Origin of the sequence: Streptomyces sp. NPDC004539, assembly GCF_040610055.1 — a bacterium.
Classification (GTDB): Bacteria; Actinomycetota; Actinomycetes; order Streptomycetales; family Streptomycetaceae; genus Streptomyces.
This window is the reverse complement of record NZ_JBEXLS010000010.1, coordinates 108,366-130,480: the sequence shown is the minus strand read 5'-3', so window position 1 is coordinate 130,480 and position 22,115 is coordinate 108,366. Positions and strand designations below refer to the sequence as shown.

Annotated in this window: 19 protein-coding genes; 10 read left to right on the top strand and 9 right to left on the bottom strand. The window is 70.8% G+C overall.

Going from position 1 to position 22,115, the window contains the following annotated elements; translation table 11 throughout:
- Nucleotides 1-104 precede the first annotated feature (104 nt).
- Both ABZX85_RS21945 and ABZX85_RS21940 read right to left on the bottom strand, forming a co-directional pair.
- Complete coding sequence (locus tag ABZX85_RS21945) at nucleotides 105-1,145, bottom strand: LacI family DNA-binding transcriptional regulator (protein WP_355870993.1); 1,041 nt, start codon at nucleotides 1,143-1,145, stop codon at nucleotides 105-107.
- 138 nt (nucleotides 1,146-1,283) lie between these two features.
- Nucleotides 1,284-1,955 carry a helix-turn-helix domain-containing protein gene (locus ABZX85_RS21940; protein WP_355870991.1) on the bottom strand — a complete coding sequence of 224 codons (672 nt, stop codon included), beginning with the start codon at nucleotides 1,953-1,955 and terminating at the stop codon, nucleotides 1,284-1,286.
- A 118-nt stretch (nucleotides 1,956-2,073) separates the two neighbouring features.
- Between ABZX85_RS21940 and ABZX85_RS21935 the strand changes: the two genes are divergently transcribed.
- Nucleotides 2,074-2,637 (top strand): NAD(P)H-dependent oxidoreductase, encoded by a 564-nt coding sequence (locus ABZX85_RS21935; protein WP_355870989.1) that lies wholly within the window; start codon nucleotides 2,074-2,076, stop codon nucleotides 2,635-2,637.
- A gap of 150 nt (nucleotides 2,638-2,787) precedes the next feature.
- Here the strand turns inward: ABZX85_RS21935 and ABZX85_RS21930 are convergent, their stop codons facing one another.
- Complete coding sequence (locus ABZX85_RS21930) at nucleotides 2,788-3,669, bottom strand: LLM class F420-dependent oxidoreductase (RefSeq protein WP_355870986.1); 882 nt, start codon at nucleotides 3,667-3,669, stop codon at nucleotides 2,788-2,790.
- A 236-nt stretch (nucleotides 3,670-3,905) separates the two neighbouring features.
- Here ABZX85_RS21930 and ABZX85_RS21925 point away from each other — a divergent pair, with 236 nt between their 5' ends.
- Together ABZX85_RS21925 and helR are read left to right on the top strand one after the other, a co-directional pair.
- A complete protein-coding gene (locus ABZX85_RS21925; protein WP_355870983.1) occupies nucleotides 3,906-5,099 on the top strand; it encodes a glycosyltransferase in 1,194 nt (397 codons plus the stop codon).
- A gap of 24 nt (nucleotides 5,100-5,123) precedes the next feature.
- Complete coding sequence (gene helR / locus ABZX85_RS21920; RefSeq protein ID WP_355870980.1) at nucleotides 5,124-7,256, top strand: RNA polymerase recycling motor ATPase HelR; 2,133 nt, start codon at nucleotides 5,124-5,126, stop codon at nucleotides 7,254-7,256.
- Here helR and ABZX85_RS21915 read toward each other — a convergent pair.
- Nucleotides 7,237-8,202, bottom strand: coding sequence for a TerC family protein (locus tag ABZX85_RS21915; RefSeq protein WP_355870977.1), 966 nt, complete (start codon nucleotides 8,200-8,202; stop codon nucleotides 7,237-7,239). The two genes, helR and ABZX85_RS21915, sit on opposite strands and share 20 nt — an antisense overlap.
- 196 nt (nucleotides 8,203-8,398) lie before the next feature.
- Here ABZX85_RS21915 and ABZX85_RS21910 point away from each other — a divergent pair, with 196 nt between their 5' ends.
- Nucleotides 8,399-9,412 carry an alpha/beta hydrolase gene (locus ABZX85_RS21910; RefSeq protein ID WP_355870974.1) on the top strand — a complete coding sequence of 338 codons (1,014 nt, stop codon included), beginning with the start codon at nucleotides 8,399-8,401 and terminating at the stop codon, nucleotides 9,410-9,412.
- Between the two features lie 79 nt (nucleotides 9,413-9,491).
- On the opposite strand, the gene ABZX85_RS21905 is transcribed toward ABZX85_RS21910, so the two are convergent.
- From ABZX85_RS21905 to ABZX85_RS21895, 3 genes are read right to left on the bottom strand one after another with little or no spacing between them, the layout of a single operon-like run.
- Entirely contained in the window at nucleotides 9,492-10,232 is a 741-nt protein-coding gene (locus ABZX85_RS21905) for a class I SAM-dependent methyltransferase (RefSeq protein ID WP_355870971.1), read from the bottom strand.
- Nucleotides 10,207-11,493 (bottom strand): MFS transporter, encoded by a 1,287-nt coding sequence (locus tag ABZX85_RS21900; protein WP_355870968.1) that lies wholly within the window; start codon nucleotides 11,491-11,493, stop codon nucleotides 10,207-10,209. The genes ABZX85_RS21905 and ABZX85_RS21900 overlap by 26 nt, the downstream gene beginning before the upstream one ends.
- 14 nt (nucleotides 11,494-11,507) lie before the next feature.
- Nucleotides 11,508-12,896: an SUMF1/EgtB/PvdO family nonheme iron enzyme gene (locus ABZX85_RS21895; protein ID WP_355870965.1), complete on the bottom strand. Its 1,389-nt coding sequence runs from the start codon at nucleotides 12,894-12,896 to the stop codon at nucleotides 11,508-11,510.
- Nucleotides 12,897-13,406: 510 nt separating this feature from the next.
- On the opposite strand from ABZX85_RS21895, the gene tcmP reads away from it, so the two are divergent.
- Complete coding sequence (gene tcmP, locus ABZX85_RS21890) at nucleotides 13,407-14,564, top strand: three-Cys-motif partner protein TcmP (RefSeq protein ID WP_355870962.1); 1,158 nt, start codon at nucleotides 13,407-13,409, stop codon at nucleotides 14,562-14,564.
- 1 nt (nucleotide 14,565) lies between these two features.
- Here tcmP and ABZX85_RS21885 read toward each other — a convergent pair whose 3' ends face one another.
- Entirely contained in the window at nucleotides 14,566-15,312 is a 747-nt protein-coding gene (locus ABZX85_RS21885; protein ID WP_355870959.1) for a phage Gp37/Gp68 family protein, read from the bottom strand.
- A 278-nt stretch (nucleotides 15,313-15,590) separates the two neighbouring features.
- Between ABZX85_RS21885 and ABZX85_RS21880 the strand changes: the two genes are divergently transcribed.
- The 4 genes from ABZX85_RS21880 (at nucleotide 15,591) to ABZX85_RS21865 (ending at nucleotide 19,765) form a co-directional block, all read left to right on the top strand.
- The gene (locus ABZX85_RS21880) at nucleotides 15,591-16,577 is read left to right on the top strand and encodes a helix-turn-helix domain-containing protein (RefSeq protein WP_355870957.1); all 987 of its coding nucleotides are present in this window, start codon (nucleotides 15,591-15,593) and stop codon (nucleotides 16,575-16,577) included.
- A gap of 159 nt (nucleotides 16,578-16,736) precedes the next feature.
- Complete coding sequence (locus tag ABZX85_RS21875) at nucleotides 16,737-17,852, top strand: extracellular solute-binding protein (RefSeq protein ID WP_355870955.1); 1,116 nt, start codon at nucleotides 16,737-16,739, stop codon at nucleotides 17,850-17,852.
- A gap of 81 nt (nucleotides 17,853-17,933) precedes the next feature.
- Complete coding sequence (locus tag ABZX85_RS21870; RefSeq protein ID WP_355870953.1) at nucleotides 17,934-19,130, top strand: sensor histidine kinase; 1,197 nt, start codon at nucleotides 17,934-17,936, stop codon at nucleotides 19,128-19,130.
- The gene (locus ABZX85_RS21865; protein ID WP_355870951.1) at nucleotides 19,127-19,765 is read left to right on the top strand and encodes a response regulator transcription factor; all 639 of its coding nucleotides are present in this window, start codon (nucleotides 19,127-19,129) and stop codon (nucleotides 19,763-19,765) included. The genes ABZX85_RS21870 and ABZX85_RS21865 overlap by 4 nt, the downstream gene beginning before the upstream one ends.
- Nucleotides 19,766-19,850: 85 nt before the next feature.
- On the opposite strand, the gene ABZX85_RS21860 is transcribed toward ABZX85_RS21865, so the two are convergent.
- Nucleotides 19,851-21,302 carry an MFS transporter gene (locus ABZX85_RS21860; RefSeq protein ID WP_355870949.1) on the bottom strand — a complete coding sequence of 484 codons (1,452 nt, stop codon included), beginning with the start codon at nucleotides 21,300-21,302 and terminating at the stop codon, nucleotides 19,851-19,853.
- Nucleotides 21,303-21,432: 130 nt separating this feature from the next.
- Here ABZX85_RS21860 and ABZX85_RS21855 point away from each other — a divergent pair, with 130 nt between their 5' ends.
- Nucleotides 21,433-21,891, top strand: a complete 459-nt coding sequence (locus ABZX85_RS21855; RefSeq protein ID WP_355870947.1) for a MarR family transcriptional regulator — start codon at nucleotides 21,433-21,435, stop codon at nucleotides 21,889-21,891.
- The last annotated feature ends 224 nt before the right edge of the window (nucleotides 21,892-22,115 follow it).

Sequence of the window (22,115 nt, the reverse complement as noted above, 5' to 3'; positions counted from 1 at the left end):
CCACGCCCATGGAGTGCGCGGACCTCGATTGGTTGAGCGCGCAACAGCCTAGCCCCGTCGAACAGATTCACGGTGACCCGTGACACATATTCACAGCGCGGGATTCAGCTGGACTCCCGTGCCACCAGGGCGACTTGGATGGCGTCCCGGTACTCGGCCTCGGTGCCGGGCGCGTGCACGGCGCGGTCGACCAGCTCCGCGAGGGCGGGCCCGGAGGGCAGCCGGATGGCGACGGAGGTGAGCCGGGGGCGGGCGAGCCGGGCGATCAGGAGGTCGTCGGCGCCGACGACGGCGACGTCCTCGGGGATGCGGACGCCTTCGTCCTGGAGGGCACGCATCAGCGGGAGGCTGTACTCGTCGTTGTAGCCGAAGACGCCGTCGAGCCCGAAGTCCGGCCAGCGGGCGGCGAGTTCGACGGCCGACTCCTCGGTGTGGGCGAGCCGCAGCTCGGTGACCGTCGCACCGGTCCCGGCCAGCTCCGCGCGGACACCGGCGAGCCGGGGTGCGGAGAACATGTCCATGCCGCGCTCGGTGGGGACGACGACCCCGATCCGGCGCCGGCCGGCGTTGTACAGATGGCGGGCGGCGAGCCTGCCGACGTCGGTGTGATCGAGGATCAGCGTGTGGCCGCCCGGGACGTGTTCGGCGGCGAGGGCGACAACGGCCTTGGCCCCGGCGCGTTTCAGGACGGCGACGCCCTCCGCGCTGATGCCGTTGCCCGGCACGAGGACGGCGACCGGCCGCAGTTCGGCCCAGGCGCGCACGGCCTCCTGTCCGCGCAGCCCGCTCGCGCCGTACTGGACGACGGTGTAGCCGAGGTGGCTGAGCGACTGCTGGAGGTCGTGGACGAACTGGCTGTACAGGGGGCCGGCGGCGACCGTCGGGGAGGGCATCAGCACCATCCGGCTGTGCCCGGCGCGCAGACTGCGGGCCGCCGCGTGCGGGACGTAGCCGAGTTCGCGGGCGGCCTCGTGGACGCGCAGGCGGGTGGGTTCGCTGATCCGGACCGCGCTGGTGTTGTTCAGGACGTAGGAGACGGTCGCCCGGGAGACTCCGGCGAGGCGGGCGACATCGGCGCTGGTGGGCACGGACCGCGGCGCGGGCGGCACGGGCGTTCTGGGTATCTGCACCATGACGTACGGCATCTTGGCAGATGCAACGCCTCGGTGACCGTCCGGGGGCGCGGGGAGCGCGGGCCGGGCTCCTCCCGGCCGGTTCGCGCCCCCTGTGACCAGGGTCGCCTGGAGTGACGAGAGGTTCGTCACACAGAGGCCGCCCAGGGTTCAGACAGCGGGCGCCTGCGGTGTCCGGGTGATCCGGTCGACGAGGTCGCTCCAGCCCGCTTCGAGCCGCTCCAGGGGTTCACCGCACTGGCGGACCATGTGGTGGACGAAGGCCGGGTTGAGGTAGCCCATGAGGGCGTGGGCCAGGAGTTCGTGGTCGGCGTGCGGGACGCACTGGCGCAGCAGCATCACGACGTGGCTGTGCAGGAAGCGCCAGGCGCCGACGGCGAAGCGGCGGTCGGCGGGGGCCTCGGCGGCGAGCTGGAGGTCGAGGTGGTCGGTGGTGGTGCGCAGCAGGGCGTGTCCGAAGGCGTGCAGGCGCTCGACGGGCGGGGCGCCGGGGCCGAGCGGCGCGGGGCCGGAGAGGAAGGCGGCCTGGAAGGTGTGCGCGGAGTGGTCCAGGAGCGCGTTCAGCAGGCCCGTGCGGTCGCCGAAGCGGCGGAAGACGGTGCCCTTGCCGACGTTCGCCTCGACGGCGACGGCCTCCATCGTGACGCCGGCGGCGCCGTGTTCGGCGACCAGGCGGGCCGCCGCGTCCAGCAGGCGGGCCCGGTTGCGCGCGGCGTCCGCCCGCAGGCAGGGCTCGTCGCCGGGCTGTTCGAGCTGGAGCAGTTCGGGTTCGGTGGCGGGGTCGTCCGAGGGGTTCACGAAGGGGGGCAGGAGGGCGGACATGAACTCAGCGTAAAGCACCGGGAATGAAACTGGACCCCGGTCCGGTTAGGGTGGTACAACCTTAAACGGACCTCGGTCCGTATCCCCACAGCACTGTTCCGCACTTCTGGGAGTTCCCATGTCTGTCCGTATCCTGGCGCTCGTCGGCAGCCTCCGCACCGGCTCGACCAACCGTCAGCTCGCCGAGGCCGCTGTCAAGACCGCTCCCGAGGGCACGGAGATCGTGCTGTTCGAGGGCCTCGGCGAGGTCCCGTTCTACAACGAGGACATCGACGTCGAGGGCAGCGTCCCGGCCGCCGCCGTGAAGCTGCGCGAGGCCGCCGGCTCCGCCGACGCCTTCCTGCTGTTCTCCCCCGAGTACAACGGCACCATCCCGGCCGTCCTGAAGAACGCCATCGACTGGCTGTCCCGCCCGTACGGCGCCGGCGCCTTCACCGGCAAGCCCGCCGCCGTCGTCGGCACCGCCTTCGGCCAGTTCGGCGGCGTCTGGGCGCAGGACGAGGCCCGCAAGGCCGTCGGCATCGCCGGTGGCAAGGTCCTGGAGGACGCCAAGCTCTCCATCCCGGGCTCCCTCACCCGCTTCGCCGAGACCCACCCGTCGGACGACGCCGAGGTCGTCGCCCAGCTGACCGAGGTCGTCACCAGCCTGCACGGCCAGGCCACGGAGCCGGCCGCCGCCTGAGGCAGCCGGTAGAGGACGGACACGGAGGGCCGGAGCTTCCCGAAGCTCCGGCCCTTCCCGCGCGCCCCCCCTTTGACCCGGCCCGAACGTGCCCGCCCTCACCCCAGCCCGAGCGTGCCCGCCCTCGACCCGGCCCGAGCGCGCCCGCGTTCAGTCCAGCTCGGCCAGCCGCGGCACCGCCCGCCCCACGAATCCCTCGATCCAGTGCGCCGGGTTCCCCACCGTCGGCCCGAGGATCACCGTCTCGATCCCGAGCTTGCCGTACCCCGCGATGTCCGCGAGGAACGCGTCGAGGTCGCCCTCGCCGGCCGCGCCGCCCATGTACGTGATCGTCTTGGTGATCGTGTCGTAGTCCCGGCCCTCGGTCTCGCAGTGCCCGCGCAGCACCTCCAGCTTGTGGCGCACGGACTCCGGGGACGAGGCGAAGAGGTTGCAGGCGTCGCCGTAGCGGGCGACGAGCCGCAGGGTCTTCTTCTCGCCCTCGCCGCCGATGAGGATCTCGGGGTGCGGGGAGCTGACCGGCGCCGGGACGCACAGCGTCTCGGCGAGTCGGTAGTGGGTGCCCTCGAACGGCCCGTCGTTTCGCGGGTCCCACATCTGCCGGCAGATCCGCAGCGTCTCCTCCAGCCGCTCGAACCGCTCGGCGACCGCCGGGTACGGCACCCCGAGGCCCGCGTGCTCACGGTCGTACCAGGCCGCGCCGATCCCGAGCCAGGCCCGGCCGCCGGAGAGGACGTCGAGCGTGGTGACGATCTTCGCGAGGAGACCGGGGTACCGGTAGGTCACACCGGTGACGAGCGCGCCGAGCTTCACGGTGGAGGTGTGCGCGGCGAGGAAGCCCAGCGTCGTGTACGCCTCCAGCATCGGGTCCTCGGCGCCGCCGTTGAACTCCATCTGGAAGTAGTGGTCCATCACCGACAGCCGGCTGACCCCGGCCGCTTCCGCCGCGGCCCCGGCGGCGGCGAGTTCGGCGCCGAGCCCGGGCCCGCCCTCGGGATGGTCGAAACGATTGATGTGGACGCCGACACGCATGGTCCGTCTCCGCTCACCGGACGATCACTGACAGAGACGACGCTATGACTTGGAGCGCTCTCGAAGTCAAGGAAGGCCGGCGGCGGCCAAGGAGGGCAACAGAAAAGGCAAGGAGGTGAACGCTCTCCTTGCCACTCTTAACTTATAGCGCACGGGGGGCCTTGCGGCAAGGCCCCCCAGGTGCCGCACAATCACCGTCCTGACCTGTTCCACCTGCGTAAATGGGGGCTGTGGGAATGCGTGTGCTGTTGATGTCGTACGGGTCGCGGGGAGACGTCGAGCCGCTCGCCGGGCTCGCCGCGCGGCTGGGGTCCTACGGCGTGGACGTCCGGGTGTGCGTACCGCCGGACGAGGAGTTCGCGAAGGTGCTGGAGGCGACCGGCGCGGAGGTGGTGCCGTTCGGGATGTCGGTGCGGGAGCTGGTCTCGGGACCGAAGCCCGCCGACCCGTTCGCCACGGCGAAGGTGCTGGTCGCCGAGCACTTCGAGACGGTCGGGGAGGCGGCCGAGGGCTGCGACGCGATCCTGGCGAGCGGGCTGCTCCCGGCCGGGGTGCCCTCGGTGGCCGAGCTGCGGGGCATCCCGTACCGGTACGCGCTGTTCCAGCCGACCTCGCTGCCGTCCCCGCACTACCCGCCGCTGTCCCGGCCGGGCAAGCCGTTCCCGCCCGGCGAGACCGACAACCTGGTCCTGTGGGGCCTGGACGGCGAGAAGGTCGACGCCCTGTACGCCGAGGCCCTCAACACCCACCGCACGGCCCGCGGCCTGCCCGCGCTGACCGGCGTGCGCGACCACGTCTTCGGCGACCGGCCGTGGCTCGCGGCGGACGAGGTCCTCGCCCCGACGGACCGGGACGTCGTCCGCACCGGCGCCTGGATTCTCCCCGACCCCCGCCCGCTCCCGGCCGACGTGACGGCGTTCCTCGACGCCGGGGAACCGCCCGTGTACGTCGGTTTCGGCAGCATGGCGCTGCGGGGAGCCTCCGCCGACGTCGCCCGCGCGTCCGTCGCGGCGGTGCGCGCGCAGGGGCGCCGGGTGCTGCTCGCGCGCGGCTGGGCGGAGCTGACGCCGGTCGACGACCAGGCCGACTGCCACGTCGTCGGCGAGGTCAGCCACCAGGCCCTGTTCCGCCGGGTCGCCGCCGTCGTCCACCACGGCGGTGCCGGGACGACGACGACCGCCGCGCTCGCCGGGGTGCCGCAGGTCGTCGTCCCGCAGATCGTGGACCAGCCCTACTGGGCGTCCCGGGTCGCGGCGCTCGGGATCGGGGTCGCGCACGACGGGCCCGTACCGACGTACGAGTCGCTGTCGGCGGCGCTCGGGACGGCGCTGGAGCCGGGGACGGCCGTCCGCGCGAAGGCGGTCGCGCAGACTGTACGGGCGGACGGGACCGACGTCGCCGCCAAGCTGTTGATCGATGTGGCGGGCTGAGCCACGGAACCTACGGAGATTCTCATGAACCCCCGCGCCACCAGCGCCTTCGCCCTCCCCGAGCGGCTGTCCGCGAAGGCCGATCCGGCGTTGATCGCCGAGGACGAGGAGCATTTCGCGGAGGTCGCGCGCAGCCTTGAGGCGTCGATCGCGGAGACCTCGCGGCTGCTGGACGCCGAGCTGAGGGCGCCCGGCGGGAGCGGGCAGGCGGCGATGGACCGGGACATCGAGGTGCACCGGCTGGGCGGCCGGCTGCGCACCCTGCGCCGGTTCGGCCTCGACCTGTGCCTCGGCCGGATGGTCACGGACGACGGGATCGTGTACGTCGGACGGCTCGGGCTGACCGGCGAGGAGGGCCGGCGGCTGCTCGTCGACTGGCGCTCCCCCGCCGCCGAACCGTTCTTCGCGGCGACCCACGCCAACCCGATGGGCCTCGTCTCCCGGCGCCGCTACCGCTGGCACGGCGGACGCGTCGGGGACTACTGGGACGAGGTCTTCACGGCCGACGGCCTCCGGCAGGGCGTCGCCCTCGACGACCAGTCGGCGTTCGTCGCGAGCCTCGGCACCAACCGCTCGGAGCGGATGCGGGACGTCCTCGCGACGATCCAGGCCGACCAGGACGCGATCATCCGCGCCGGTTCACGCGGCGCGCTCGTCGTGGACGGCGGTCCCGGCACCGGCAAGACCGTCGTCGCCCTGCACCGCACCGCGCACCTCCTGTACGCCGACCCCCGGCTCGGCCACCGGCGCGGCGGGGTCCTGTTCGTGGGCCCGCACCGGCCCTACCTCGACTACGTCTCCGACGTCCTGCCGAGCCTCGGTGAGGAGGGCGTCCAGACGTGCATCGTGCGCGACCTGGTCGCCGAGGGCGCGCGGGCGAGCGCCGAGAGCGACCCGGAGGTGGCCCGCCTCAAGTCGTCCGCCGCGCTGGTCAAGGCGGTCGAACGGGCCGTCCGCTTCTACGAGGAGCCGCCCGCCGAGGGCATGGTCCTCGCCGTCGACCGCGCCCTGCTGCCCCTGACGGCCGCCGACTGGGCGGAGGCGTTCGACGCCCCCGAACCCGGCACCCCGCACAACGAGGGCCGCGACGAGGTCTGGGCGAAGCTCGTCGAGATCCTCTGGGACAAGTACGACGGTGACGTCCCGCTCCAGATGTTCCAGCGGATGCTGCGCCAGATCGAGCCGCTGACCTCGGCGCTCTCCAAGGCGTGGCCGCTGATCGAGGCGGCCGAGCTGATCGGCGACCTGTGGACGGTCCCCGCCTATCTGCGGCTGTCCGCGCCCTGGCTGAGCGCCGACGAGGTACGGCGTCTCCAGCGCCCGGACGCGCAGGCGTGGACGGTGTCCGACCTGCCGTTCCTCGACGCGGCCCGGCAGCGGCTCGGCGACCCGAAGGCGTCCGGCCGCAGGCGGCGTCAGGAGGCGGAGGCCGCCGCCGAGCGGGAGTACCGGGCGCAGGTCACCGAGAACCTCCAGCGCAGCGACGACGACTGGGAGGGCATGCTGATGACGATGCTCTCCGGCCAGGACCTCCAGAACTCCCTGGCGACCCCGCAGGCGCCGGTCGTCGAACCGGACCTCCTCGCGGGGCCGTTCGCGCACATCGTCGTGGACGAGGCGCAGGAGCTGACCGACGCCGAGTGGCAGATGCTGCTGCTGCGCTGTCCGTCCCGGAGTTTCACCATCGTCGGGGACCGGGCGCAGGCCCGGCACGGGTTCGCCGAGTCGTGGGAGGAGCGGCTCAAGCGGGTCGGGCTCGACCGGGTCACGATGACGTCCCTGAGCGTCAACTACCGGACGCCCGAGGAGATCATGACCGAGGCCGAGCCGGTGATCCGGGCCGTGCTGCCGGACGCGAACGTGCCGACGTCCGTGCGGAGTTCGGGGCTGCCGGTGGTGTACGGGGCGGTGTCGGAGCTGGAGTCCGTGGTCGGGGCGTGGCGTGCCGGGAACGACGAGGGGACGGCCTGTGTGATCGGGGCGCCGTCCTTCGCCGGGGACGCCCGGGTGCGGTCGCTGTCGCCGGAGCTCGTGAAGGGGCTGGAGTTCGACTTCGTCGTCCTCGTGGACCCGGAGCGGTTCGGCGCCGTCGACCACTACGTGTCGATGACCCGGGCGACCCGTCAGCTCGTCGTCCTCAGTTCGCCGGGTTCGTGAGTTCGGCCTTCTTCGACGCCCGCAGGCTCGTGAACGTCGTCACCGCGAGGACGAGGACGATGAAGCCGAGGGAGAAGGGGATGCTGATCTCGGGGACGTGGACGCCGGACTCGTGCAGCGCGTGCAGGAAGAGTTTGACGCCGATGAAGCCGAGGATGATCGACAGGCCGTAGCTGAGGTGGACCAGCTTCTTCAGGAGGCCGCCGATGAGGAAGTACAGCTGGCGCAGGCCCATCAGGGCGAACGCGTTGGCGGTGAACACGATGTACGGGTCGTCGGTCAGGCCGTAGATCGCGGGGATCGAGTCGAGGGCGAACAGGATGTCGGTGGAGCCGATGGCGAGCATCACGACCAGCATCGGGGTCATGACCTTCTTGCCGTTCTCCTCGATCCACAGCTTGGTGCCGTGGTAGCGGTCGGCGACGCCGAACCGCTCCTCGACCATCCTCAGCATCTTGCTCTCCTCGTACTCCTCGTCCCCGTGCCCGCCCTTGCGGGCGTCCTGGACGAGCTTCCACGCGGTCCAGATCAGGAAGGCGCCGAAGATGTAGAAGACCCACGAGAACGCGGAGATGATCGCCGCGCCGGCCGCGATGAAGCCGGCGCGCAGGACGAGTGCGACCAGGACGCCGACCATCAGGACGCGCTGCTGGTACTGCGCGGGGACGGCGAACTTGGACATGATCAGGACGAACACGAAGAGGTTGTCGACGCTGAGCGACTTCTCGGTGATGTACCCGGCGAAGAACTCGCCGGCCGACTGGCCGCCGCCGTAGATCCAGATGCCGATGCCGAACAGGATCGCCAGCACCACCCATACGACCGTCCAGGTGCCGGCCTCCTTGAGGGAGACCTCGTGGGGTTTGCGGCCGATGAAGAAGTCGACGGCGACCAGGAGGCACAGGGCCGCCACGGTCACCAGCCAGACGGTGAGAGTGATGTTCACGGGTGGTACTCCAGGTTGTGGGGATTCGACATGTTCCTTCAGTGGCTTGATCCTTTCCACCTCGGTTCGGTGAACAGAGGGTTTCGGAAAGGTAAAGTCAGCAGGTGGGGGCCGCTTTCGAAACTGTTCCACCCGCCGTCCGGCGGGGAGGTTCCGCCGTCCGGCGGGGGACCGGACGGGTGAGGGGGGCCGGATCATGACGGTCCGGAGCCGCACCGCTGAGGAGTACGCCATGACGACGTTCCCGCCACCGCCCTTCGACCCCGAGCTGGCCGCCGCCCTTGAGCTGATCAAGGACGTGGTCGGTCCGTCGCTGACCGCCGAGGACGTCCAGGCCATGCGGCGGGGGGAGCACGCCGTGTTCCTGCCCGAGGTGGACGTCACGCTCGGCGGGGCGTTCGAGGCCGAGGACCGCACCGTACCGGGGCCGGAGGGCGCCCCGGAGATCTCCCTGCTGATCTGCCGGCCCACCTCGCCGGCGCCGGCCCGCCCGAGGGGGGTGATCTACCACATCCACGGCGGCGGCATGGTCATCGGCGACAACCGCACGGGCGTGGAGAACGTGCTGGAGTGGGCCCGCGAGCTGGACCTGGTCGTGGTGTCGGTGGAGTACCGCCTCGCCCCGGAGCACCCCCACCCGGCGCCGATCGAGGACGTGTACGCGGGCCTGCTGTGGACGGTGGAGAACGCGTCCGCCCTCGAAGCGGACCCGGCCCGGGTGGTCATCGCCGGTGCCAGCGCCGGGGGCGGCCTCACCGCCGCCCTCGCCCTCCTCCTGCGCGACCGCGAGGGCCCCCGCCCGCTCGGCCAGCTCCTCATGTGCCCCATGCTGGACGACCGCAACGACACCCCGTCCGCCCACCAGATGGCGGGCCTCGGCATCTGGGACCGCACCGCCAACGAGACGGGCTGGACGGCCCTCCTGGGCTCCGCCCGCGCCACCCCCGACGTCTCCCCCTACGCGGCCCCCGCCCGCGCCACCGACCTCTCCGGCCTGCCCCCGGCCTTCATCGACGTCGGCTCCGCCGAGACCTTCCGCGACGAGGACGTCGCCTACGCCGGCCGTATCTGGCAGGCGGGCGGCGCCGCCGAACTCCACGTCTGGCCCGGCGGCTTCCACGGCTTCGACGGCTTCGCCCCCCAGGCATCCCTGTCCCGCGCGGCCCGGGCGGCTCAGCTGGCGTGGCTGCGGCGGTTGTTGGCGGAGTGAGGGGGAGACCGGGTTCCTGCTGAAGCAGAGAGCGCATGCGGCTGGGCCGGCTACGGGTCAGAAGGAAAGAGACCTCCCTTCAGCCTGCCCTGGTCGCTGTCCAGATCTGCTTACGACTCGTGCTGCTGTAGGGAGAAAGGTCGAACCCGCCACAGAGGTTCTCGATCTGCCAACCTGCCCGGCTCAGTTCGATCGCGAACTGATGCGGGGGAACGTAGACGCGGTGCAGCGGTGGAAGATGCGACCTGCTGACGGTCGATCCGTTGTCCAAACGCTCCAGTACGCCGTGATACGCCGTCAGCAGTCGATCAGCATCCAGGACGGTCTCGTTCAAGTAGAAGACGAATTCTTCGGTACGCGCCTGTTCCACGGGAATTCTGTCGTACTTGAGGAGACTTTCCCGCGATGTGTTCGCCGCGTCGAAGACGAGGAATCCGCCCGGCTGAGTGTTGCGCAGCACGTTACGGAAGACACGGACCCGGTGTTCCGAGTCGAGGATGTGATTGAACGTGTTGAGCGACGCGTAGGAGAGCCGGGCGGGTTCACCGAGTGTGTAGTCGGCCAGGTCCGCCTGGAGGAGTGCCACTTGCCCGTCCAGCGCTTCCTCGCATCGGCGCAGCGATTCCGGAGAGATGTCCACGCCGACGTCAGGAAGGCTCACGGAGGCCACTCGTCCGTCCCCGATGCCGAGGTCCACGACAGGTCTGCCGTACTTCTCCGCAAGCGACCGGTAGAAGTCCGCGTCGTCGACCGAGGTCCATAGTGAGCGAATTTTCACCCAGGCATCGAATTCTTCAGTGCTCTGCGCGCCTTTGGTCAAGGCTCATTCCTTTCCGCAAGGTGAGGGCTGCGGCTGTGGCTGCTGTCCCGATGAGCAGAATGCCGGTGCCTACGAGGATGGGAGTGGGACCGTAGGCCACGCCCAGCGCACCCGCGGCAGCTACCCCGACCGGCTGGGCACCGTTGAGCACCGCCGAGTAGTACATGTTGACGGTGTCGAACCCGCGACGGCTCAGCGTCGCCTGAAGGATCGTCTGCACGATGGAGGTGTAAGGGGCGAACACCAGGCCGCCCAAAAAGAGACCCGCGATGACGACCGGGAAGTTCGGTGCCAGCCCGACGACGACCGTGGCCGCGCCCCAGCCGAAGATGACGAACGATGCCCACCCTTGGCGAGCCAGGCTTTGCCTCGTACCGACCAGCAGGGCCGTGATCGCCGACCCTACGCCCACGGCCGACCAGGCGTAGCCGAGGCTGCGCGCCGCCTCGGTGTCGCTCATCCGGAAGTCCTCGATGAGTTTGAGCGGAAGTTGTACGACCATGGGTCCGTACAGGGCGTAGAACACCCCGGTGACCGAGACCAGGACCCATGCACGGGTTCGCGCGCCCGGCTGCTCCACGGGCTCCGGGGGCGCTTCGTCCTGCGGGGGAGCCGGAGCTGCCGCCGAGGGCGTCTTCCCTCTGCTGACCGAGAGCACTGCGCCCAGAACACTCAGGTAGGAGAGTCCGTCCAGAATGAGGACCGGGCCGGCGCCCATGGCCGCGATGAGAATCCCGCCAAGCGCCGGTCCCGCCATGAAACTGATCTGGGTGACCGTGGAGAAGAGAGAGTTCGCCGCGAAGAGGTGCTTGCCCTCGGCGGAGTTCCGGATGGCCGACTGCCAGGAGGCTCGTCCGAAAGACCCGGAGAGGCTTGCCAGACACAGAAAGACGAGGAACAACGAAAAGGATAGCAGATCGAGGATATGGAGAATTCCGCTCAGCGTGAGGAAGGAGCACTTGTTCACGCTGTTGACGAGCGTGAGGCGGTCGGGTGAGACCCTCGCCAGCCGGGTGCCGAAGGCGAGGCTCACCAGTACGCCGGGTGCCAGGTAGAGGATGGTCACGGCTGAGATGGCAAGCGATTTGTCGGCCGGCATCAGCTCGGAGGCGATCCACACGATGGCAATCTTGTCCATGGAGCTGGACAAGGAGAAAGGGATGTATCCGATCAGGAGGCGTCTGATTGCCTTGTTCGCCAGTGCCGCGCGATAGCCGGATTTTTCCCGAACCTTGGTGCTGCTAGCGGTTTCCTGGCCCAATGCTGTTCACCCGGTCAGCGTGCGACACAGTCGCACACGCATCGAAAACCGATCTCGAAATGGCGATCGAAAAGCAGGTCTCTCCCCCTGAACGATGCCGACACCTGTTCCGGCAGCGAGGTCCATGCGCCTCCCTTGATCACGGCGTACGAAGTCGCATCGTAGACGACGTCGACCGCGTCCCGGGAGCCGTCACCGGGAGTTGCCGGTTCTCCGGAATACGCCGATGACGTCCATTCCCATGAATTTCCGCTCATGTCGTGCACACCGAAGGGAGAAGTCCCTCGGGCGGCCACTGGCGCGGTGGTCGACGGGGTGGGTTCGTCCAGCAGGCCCAGCAGGTGCGCACGCCATTCCCGGATCGTTTCCCAGCCGCGTGTGAGGTCGATGTGCGACACACAGTGCGCCGCCGCCGGGTCGAATTCGTGTCCCCAGGGAAACGGGCTGCCGTCGGGCCCCTGAGCCGCTCGCTGCCATTCGCATTCCGCAGGAAGTCGTTTGCCCGTCCACCGCGCGTAGGCGTAGGCGTCGAACCAGTCAACCCCCGTCACCGGATGGTCCGGCGCCACGCGGTCGTCCGTGAGGGTATTCCGCCAGTGCAGCTTCCCCGGCGCTTCGCTGGGGTGGCAGAACTCATGAGTGAGGGCTGCTTCACCAAAGGAGAAGGTGTCGTACTCGGCGACCGTCACAGGAAGCTTGTCGATGTGGAATTCCTTGACCTGGACGGTCGACCCTGGATCGTCCTTCCAGTCGAAAAGCAGCTCCCGGGATCTCCATGACGGAGGAATCCCCATCGTCACCGGGCCCGCCGGAATGAAGGACATGCCGTCGTGACCGTGGAAACCGTGACCGCCGGTCCGGAAGACAGGCCCGTGCACCTCGGGCAGCCGGTCCGGCTTTCGGCGACCTTCCGGAAAGAGTTCCCTCTCAAGCTCTTCCAGCCTTCGCGGTGACTTGTTTCCGCGGAACACGATGGCCTGAATCGCTTCCAGCGCCACGGCGTGGCCGATCCCCACGGGCTTGCCGCTGTGGTGCGTGATCCGTTTGCCGGCCTCCCCGACGATGAGGATCAGATCCCCCACAGCGTCCTCACCCGCGACGGCTCCAGCCACCTGAAGAGCTTCGAAGGCGACGAAGTCGTCGTAGTCGTGGGTCAGCCAGCGCGCCAGCTCGCGGGTTGCCTGGTTCTTCGGGGCGAGATGGGCAAGGCGCCTCAGGACAGCGACGCGAACCCACGGCCACGGATGCATCGCCCCCACTGGAGCCAGATCGGAGACGTCACCCGGCCGGGCCGAGGCAATGACACCCACATAATCGTGCACCAGGCCGCGAAAATCTTCATGTCCGAGTTTTGGCCCCAGGGCATGTTCATCGATTCTCTGGATGCCGGAAAGGAGGCTCAAAACCACTGCTCCTGTCGCAGGTGAGGAAGGGGCGCACGCCCAATGACGCGCGCCCCCCTTGATTCAGGACTTCTACCACTTGTCCGCGTCCGGCAGGCGCTTCTTCAGGGCGCGAGCCGACCGAGCCTTTTCCCACTGGGTCCCGTACGACATGTGTACTTCACCTCCCCTCTCGCTATTTCACTCTCACCCTAAGGGGACAATTGAGGTACTTGAAGAGCGCTTTCCATGATTGACCCGTTAGGACTTCTTGACAGCTAGACCAAGCGAAGGTAAACGAACCTTAAATGATACGCAATGTCCGATTGATGTAGCATGAAGGGAACGGGCGGTGCGCGATTGGCCTGGACCTGAGTAGGCCGGATTCACAGCCTTACTGACCAGCCGACCGCACGACGATGCGACACCGGACCGTGATGGCGTACTCGGCGTGTCGGTCCTCTTGTCGGGCTTGGGCGCGTGGTTGACCATGCGTAAAGGGCGGGGGCCAGTGGCGGCGGAGGGGGCGTCATGTCGACGGGGACGGGCGGGACGTACTGGGCTGAGCAGGCGTTGCCGAGCGTGTTCAAGCACAGTTTGCTGGGGCGTTACATTCCGCAGTTCGGTGCGATGACCGGAGCGCGGGACAAGCAGGTGGTGTACCTGGACGGATATGCCGGCGAGGGCCGTTACGAGAGCGGGGAGCCCGGTTCGGCGGAGATCGCGATGCGGGTGGCCGCCCGGCACCGCTCGCGTCACCAACTGCGCTGGACATGTTTCTTCACAGAGGCTGACGCGAAGTCGGCAGCACGGCTGGAGTCGGTCGCTGTAAGCTACCGCCGCCAGGGCGTCGATGCCCGAGTGCACCACGGTGACGTCGAGGGCGTCCTGGACCGGGTGGTGGGCGTGGCCGCGGGGCAGCCGCTGTTCCTGTTCCTCGATCCGTGCGGGCTCGGTCTGCCCTACGGCCGATTGGTGGGAACCATGGCAGGGCGGCGCCGCACCGGGAACTGGCCGCCTACGGAGTTCCTGATGAACTTCAGCATGGACGCCGTACGACGGCTGGGCGGCAACGCTCGTTCGGCCAAGGGCGTGGAGGCGTCCTCACTGCGGTTCGACGCCGTCCTGGGCGGCCGGTGGTGGCGGGACTACTTTCCCGCGGGCCGGGAGTGGGACCCCGCAGCGCCGCAGAAGGTTGCCGCCGAGTACGCGCAGCGGCTGTCCACCGCCACCGGCATGCTGGTGCGTTCCGTTCCGGTCTTCCGCGCCCCGCGTCACGAGGCCGTGTATCACTTGGTGTTCGGCACGTGGCGTCAGCACGGGCTGTGGGTGTTCGGCGACGCAGTCGCCCGCGCGCGGGACGCCTGGTGGGAGAAGGCCGAGGTGGCCGACGAGACGCACGACCCGAACGCACTGTTCACAACGGCGTCTCTGATCCGGCCCGATCCGAAGGAAGTCACCGCGAAGGCCGTCCCGGCGATCGCGGGGAACCTGGAGCGTCTGCTCGCGATACGGCGGCGTCCTTTCCGCCTGGTCGACCACACCCTGGAGGTCTTCGGGGAGTACTACGGCCAGGTCACCGAACCGGTGGTGCGTGCCGCCGTCAAGCAGTTGCACGCAGCCGGGAAGACGTCCAGCAATGGGGTGGGGCCCAAACCTCGGGAGCTGGTCGTCGCCCCGGCCCGGTGAATCAGACGGCTGCTCCCAGCGGCATCTGGTTCCAGGTACGGCCCTCAAGTTCACGGCCGCCGGCCTTCGGAGTACGGCCGCCCCACTGCTTGAAGAAGAAGGCCACGCCGGCTTCCTGGCAGGTGTCTCGAATCTGCGTGACCCAGGCCTCCTCCGGGGGACGGTGCCCTCGCCCTGACTCGCCTCCGGCGATCACCCAGTCGATCCCGGTCAGTTCAAGGCCGTCGAGCGGACCCAGCAGCGGCTCGCACGACAGGAATTTCACGGCCGCTGGCACCTGCCTCAGATCATCGACGCGCGGGAGCTCCCGCGCACTCTCCACCGACACCCCCATCCAGAGGTTGTCCGGCCACCGGAGCCGGCCGGCGACCTGGCGAAGGCGCCGCGCCCGTTTGGTGAGCACCTGGTAGGTGTGCTGCGGAGTGTCCGCGATCACCTCGAAGACGCTCCGTACGTAGTCGAGCGGCACCCGCACGTGGAACAGGTCGCTCATGGAGTTCACGAAGACGGTGCGCGGGCTCTTCCATCCATAGGGCACTCGCAGAGCGTCCGGGTGCAACGCCAGTCCGAACCCGGGCCCGGAGGTGCGAGGGTCGCCGTCGGCCTGGTACTTCGGTGACCCCATGGCCTTCAGACGCTTCGCCAGCGTCAGCGCGTAGCAGTTGTCGCATCCCGCGGAGACGCGGTCGCATCCCGTGGTCGGGTTCCACGTCGCCTCGGTCCACTCGATCGCGCTGCGGTCACTCACCGGTCGGCCCTCCGTCCCCTCGACCCGCGCCCTGTCCCGGACGGCACGGACGCAGGCCCTGTAACCCCGGCCGTCCGTCGCACCACCGGGGCACAGGCATCCAACCACCTTGCGTCTGCGGCGTCTCCGCCGTCACGGCGATAGAACACATATGCCCAGTCGTTCGCCCCGTCCGGCGAAGCCGCCGGTCAGCGGCGCGCCTCCGGGGGCGAGCCGCGTCGGCGCAGGTGGACGCACGGCCCGTCGGCGGGCGGCGGGGGTGGCGCATGATGGGACGTATGAAAGAGCTGGCCGGGCGGTTGAGTGCGGTTGATCCGGATGCGGGGGCCGCGGTGGGGGTGATCGCGTACTTCGACCGGCTGGCGGAGGCGCGGGCGGGGGTTGAGTCGCTGGTGCGGGGGGCCGCGGTGCTGGCGGGGGTGCCCGTGCGGCTGGTGGACGAGGGGCGGCGGGTGCGGGTACGGGTGGAGGTCGACGGGGTGCGGCGGGAGGTCGACGGGCCCGTCGATCCGGCGTGGCCCTGTGTGCCACTCACCCCCGGAGGGCCGCCCGCGCTGTGGCTGGAGCGTGCCGACGGGGCCTCCGGTGTCGTCGACGCGGTGATCCTGGAGCGCGCCGCGGGTGTCGTACGGCGGGTGCTGGACCGGACCCGGGGGCGGGCGCCCGCCGATGACCCCGCCCTGCTGGAGACCCTCCTCGACGCCACCGCGTCCGAGCGGGCCCGGCTGCACGCGGCACGGCGGCTGGGGCTCGCCCCCGACGCGCACGTACGGGTGGTCGCCCCGCTCGACAGGCCCCCGTATCTCGACCCCGGCACCGACGCGCTCGCCGCCCGGGACCGCTCCGGCGTCGGCCCCTCGCTCCCCGTCCTCGACCTCCCCGCCTCCTGGACGGCGGCCCGCACCGCCCTGCGGTTCACGGCCGAGGGGACGCCCCAGGACCCCGGCCCCCGCGTCGTGCACGCCGACGACCTCGGCGGTATCGCGCTGCTCGCGGAGTTGGTGACACCGGGCGGCGAACCGCCCGCCGACGTACGGGCGTTGGAGCGGGCGGCGACGGAGGCCCCCTGGGCGCTGGCGACGCTGCACGCCGTGGCACTCGCCCCCAGTCTGCGGGCCGCGGCCACCGAACTGACCGTCCACCACTCGACGTTGCAGGACCGGCTCGCGCACGCGGAACAGGTGCTGGGCTGGTCCGTACGGATGCCGCCGGGCCGCTTCCGGCTGCAACTCGCCCTGACGATGCGCCGGCTGACCCGACCCTGACGGCACGGCGCCCCGGCCCGCGCGCCCCCGTTCAACCGATCGGTGGAATCACGGTTCAACCCCGCGCCCCGTATCCCCTCCGTTCTCCCGACGCGCCCGCCCGGCCCCGCCCGAGAGACTCGACGCACCCCACCCGACGTGCAGAGAGGCCCCTCCAGCATGCCCACTTTCCCCAGCCGCCGGCGCATCCTCGCGACGAGTGCCGGTGCCGCGCTCGCGGTCGGCGCGATGAGCAGGACCGCGTCCGCCGCCACCCCTTCCGCGAGCGAGGAGACGCGCGGCCTCGACGAGCTGTACCGGGCCGCGAAGGCGGAGGGCGGGAAGCTCGTGATCTACGCGGGCGGCGACACCCCGTCCCAGCAGGACGCCACGAAGGCCGCGTTCACGCAGGCGTTCCCGGACATCGACCTGACGATCGTCGTGGACTACAGCAAGTACCACGACGTCCGTATCGACAACCAGCTCGCGACGGACACCCTCGTCCCGGACGTCGTCCAGCTCCAGACCCTCCAGGACTTCACCCGCTGGAAGGCCCAGGGCCACCTGCTCCCCTACCGCCCGGCGGGCTTCTCGAAGCTGTACGACGCGTTCCGCGACCCGCAGGGCGCGTGGACGGCGCTCTCGGTGATCTCGTTCGGCTTCATGTACGGCACGGACGCGGTCGGTTCGCACGCCCCCCGCACCCCGCTGGACCTGCTCGACCCGCGCTGGAAGGGCCGGATCGCGTCGTCCTACCCGCACGACGACGACGCGGTCCTGTACCTGTACTCCCTGTACGTGCGGAAGTACGGCTGGGAGTGGGCGGCCCGGTTCGCCGCGCAGGACGTCGCCTTCGCGCGCGGCAGCAACTCCCCCGGCGACGCGCTCCGTTCGGGCGCGAAGGCGATCGGCGTCGGCGGGGCGGGCGCCCCGCTCGGCACGGGCCCGGTCAGGTGGGTGCTGCCGGACGCGGCCCCGTTCATGGCGTGGGGCCAGCGCGCGGCGATCCTGCGGAAGGCCGCGCATCCCACCGCCGCCAAGCTGTACCTCAACTGGAGCCTGTCGACGGCCCGCCAGCAGCAGGCGTTCAACGGCTGGTCGGTCCGCACGGACGTCACCCCGCCGACCGGTCTCAAGCCGGTGTGGCGCTACCCGCAGGCGAACCTGGACGGCTTCCCCCGCTTCATGGCGGACCGCGCCGAGATCGAGCGCCTGAAGCAGACGTTCGCCCTGTACTTCGGCGAGGTACGCGGCGAGCCCACCCCGGGCTGGCCGGGCCTGCACCCGGGCGCCTGACCGGATCTCACAGCGCCCCTACAGCCGGCCGTTAGACTCAGCGCCCCTGTTCCTACGGATGATCGTCCAGGGGTGCCCGCCGTGTCCGACCGCCGTCCCGCCGCCCAGCACTGGCTCCTGGACCACCTCGCGCACGGCGCGTTCGCGCTCGTCGTCGTCGCGGGGCTGGTCCGGGCCGCCGCCTACGGGGGTCCCCTGTGCCGCGACATCGTGGTGCTCAGCGTGCTGCTGGCGCTGGTGTACGCGGGCGGGCTGGCCGTCGGCGGCCGGTGGGGGCCCGGCACCCGCCGGGTGTGGGTGGCGTCGCTGGTCGCGCTGTGGACGGGGCTGGTGCTGCGCGCCCCGGTCACGCTGACCGACGCGTACGTGTGGGCGGCGATCCCCCTCGCCTGTGCGGCGCTGCGGGCGCTGGACCGGCGGGGCTCGGCGGTCGCCGTGGGCGTCGTCACCGTCTCGCTGGTCGGTCAACTCGTGCGCGGGAGCGGCGATTTCACGCCGGAGGTGCTGGTTCCGGTGGCGGCGGTGTGGGGGACGGTCGCGCTGTACGGCGCGCTCCAGCGGGAGGCGGACCGACGGCGCCTGCTGGTCGAGGAGTTGCGGGCGACGCGTGCGGAACTGGCCCGGCGGCAGCGGGAGGCGGGGGTGCTGGCGGAGCGGGAGCGGATCGCGCGGGATCTGCACGACACCCTCGCGCAGGAACTCGCGGGCGGCGTCATGCTGTTGCAGGCCGCCGAGCGGGACTGGCGGGAGCGGCCGGACGTCGCGCTGACACGTGTCCGGGCGGCGGCCGACGGTCTGCACGCCAACCTCGCGGAGACCCGCCGGATCATCAGCGACCTCACCCCGTCGGCGGTCGACGAGGCCGGACTCGCGGGCGCGCTGCGCCTGTTGTGCGCGCGGGCGGAGACCGAGGGCGCGGCGGCGCGGGTGAGCTTCCGGACGACAGGGGCGGCCTGTCCCGTACTCGACGGGCAGGCCGCCGCGACCCTGTTCCGGATCGCACAGAGCTCCCTGGCGAACATCCGCGAGCACGCCCGCGCGGTGAACGTCCAGGTCACCCTCCATCAGCGGGCGGACGGCGCCGAGTTGGAGATCCGGGACGACGGCCGGGGGTTCGACCGCGTCCCCGACCGCCCTGCCCCGGCCCGGGGTTACGGGCTGCCGGCCGCCCGCGCCCGGCTCCGGGAGTGCGGGGGCGCCCTGGACGTGTACAGCGCGCCGGGTCACGGGACACGGGTGTGCGCGTCGGTGCCGGCCGAGCGGGCCGGTGTGCGGTGAGCGGGCTGCGCCTGCTGCTCGCCGACGACCACACGGTCGTCCGGGCGGGTCTGCGTGCCCTGCTGGAGGGGGAGCCCGATCTCGTCGTCGCCGGGGAGGCGGCGAGCGGGGAGGAGGCGGTGCGGCTCGCGGTGGAGCTCCTGCCGGACGTCGTCCTCATGGACCTGCGGTTCGCGGGGGCGGGCGGGATCGACGGGGTGGAGGCGGTACGGCGGCTGCGGGACGCGGCGCCGGGGGTGGCCGCGGTGATGCTGACGAGCTACTCGGGGCGGGCCGATGTCGTGCGGGCGCTGGAGGCCGGGGCACGGGGGTACGTGCTCAAGGCGGGGGCGCCCGGGGAGCTGTTCCGGGCGGTGCGCGGGGCGGCGGCCGGGGCGCTGGGGCTGGCGCCGGAGCTGGTGGGCGCGCTGGTCGGGGAAGAGCCTGACCGGGGGCGGGAGTTGACGGCACGTGAGGTCGGCGTCGTACGGCTGATGGCCGAGGGGCGGGGGAACCGGGGGATCGCGGAGGCGTTGTTCCTGAGCGAGGCGACCGTGAAGACACATCTCGTGCGGATCTACCGGAAGCTGGGGGTCGACAACCGGGCGTCGGCGGTGTCGGAGGCGGTACGGCGGGGTGTGCTGGACCTGTCGTGAGCGGTCGGCCTGTCATGAAACGGTCGGCCTGTGGCGAGTGGCCGGCCTGTCGTGCGTGGCCGGTCCGGCACACCCCGTCCGTGGGTCAGACGCGGGCCTGCTCCGGCTCCGGCGTCTGGTCGGACGTCTCGGTCTCCGCGGCGAGCGGCTTGGCCGCCGGGATGACGGCGGCGATGCCGGCCGAGACGAGGGCGAGGACGCCGCCGACCATGAGGGCCGTACGGAAGCCGTCCTCGGAGGCGAAGGTGTAGCCGCCCAGGGTCGTCGTCATCTGGGAGAGGATCACGCCGATGACGGCCGAGCCGATCGAGGTACCGAGGGCGCGCATCAGAGTGTTGAAGCCGTTCGCGGCGGCCGTCTCGGAGGCCGGGACGCTGCTCATGATGAGCGCGGGCATCGCACCGTAGGCGAGGCCGACGCCGCTGCTGGTGACGATCGTGACGACCATCAGGCCGGCGGCGGAACCCATCAGCGGGAGCGCGACGGCGTACCCGGCCGCGAGGACGAGCGCGCCGCATACCAGGGTGAACTTGGGGCCGCGGGCGTTGGTGAGCTTTCCGCCGAGCGGCGAGACCAGCATCATCGTGACGCCGCCGGGCGCCATCCACAGGCCGGCCGCCAGCATCGACTGGCCGAGGCCGTACCCGGTCTCCTTCGGGAACTGGAGGAGCTGCGGCAGGACCAGCATCGACGCGTACATGCCGAAGCCGATGAAGACCGAGGCCGCGTTGGTGAGCAGGACGCGCGGGCGGGCGGTCGTGCGGAGGTCGACCAGCGGGTCCTTCGTCCGCGTCTCCCAGAAGCCCCAGCCGACGAGCGCGACGACGGCCGCCGCGAACAGGCCGAGGACCGAGCCGGAGCCCCAGCCCCAGTCGCCGCCCTTGGAGACGGCGAGCAGCAGCGCCACGAGCCCGATGCCGAGCCCGACCGCGCCGACCGCGTCGAACCGCTGCCCCTTCGCGCCCGCCGGGACGTTCGGGATCAGGAACCAGATCAGGACGGCGACGGCGGCGGCCAGCGTCGCGGAGCCCCAGAACAGGACGCGCCAGCTCGCGTACTCGGCGACGGCCGCGGCGATCGGCAGGCCGATGGCGCCGCCGATCCCCATGGACGCGCTGACCAGGGCTATCGAGCCGCTCAGCTTCTCCGTCGGGACGACGTCCCGCAGCAGCGCGATGCCGAGGGGGACCATGCCCATGCCCATGCCCTGGAGGCCACGGCCGATGATCATCATGACGACGTCCGAGGCCAGCGCGCACACCACGGAGCCGACGACCAGCGGGATCGAGCAGGCCAGCAGCATCGGGCGCTTGCCGACGAGGTCGCCCAGGCGGCCGACCACCGGGACGCAGACCGCCGAGACCAGCAGGGTGACCGTGATCACCCACGCCGCGTTCGACGACGTGGTGTCCAGGATCTTCGGGAGCTCGGCGATCAGCGGGGTGACCAGCGTCTGCATGATCGCCGCGGTGGTGCCGGCGAAGGCGAGCGTGGCGACCACGGCGCCCGAGCGGGCCGTGGGCTGGGGGGCGTCCATGGAGGACTCGACTTTCTGTCAGGGGGTTCGGCGGCGCCGGGTGGGGGCGCGCGGGGTGAAGGATGTGCATCGTACATGTCGTATGTATCAAGCATGTGATCCGCCGTTGCGTGTGTGCCAGGATTGGTTCATGGAGACGCCGACTCACCAGGTCGAGTACGAGCAGATGCTGCTCAGCCGCCACTCGTTCATGAGCAAGCGGGGTGGGCGGCGGACCGACGGGGTCATGGACCGCAGCGCGTACATCATGCTGAGCCGCATTCTGATGCAGGGGCCCATGTCCATCGGGGAGTTGAGCGAGGCGTTCGGTCTCGACGCGTCGACACTCAACCGGCAGACCGCCGCCGCGACCCGGGCGGGGCTGCTGGAGCGGATTCCCGATCCCGCCGGGGGGATGGCCCGCAAGTTCTGCCTCACGGAGGAGGGGGCGCGGCTGCTGGACCAGGAGCGGGCCGGGATCGTCGAGGTGCTGGACCGGGTGATGGGGGATTGGTCGGGGGAGGACATCGCCGCGTTCGCGGGGTATTTGCGGCGGTTCAACTATGGGATCGAGGCGATTGGGGGGAGACCGTGGCCTCGGGAGGGGTAGGTGTTCGGGTACGGGTGGGATGTGGCTGGTCGCGCAGTTCCCCGCGCCCCTGAAAGGACATGGCTGATGTCCGTCTTTCAGCGCACAGCCCCGCGCCCCTGAAAAGACATGGCTGGTGCCCGTCTGTGAGCGCACAGCCCCGCGCCCCTGAAAAGACATGGCTGGTGCCCGTCTGTGAGCGCACAGCCCCGCGCCCCTGAAAAGACATGGCTGGTGCCCGTCTT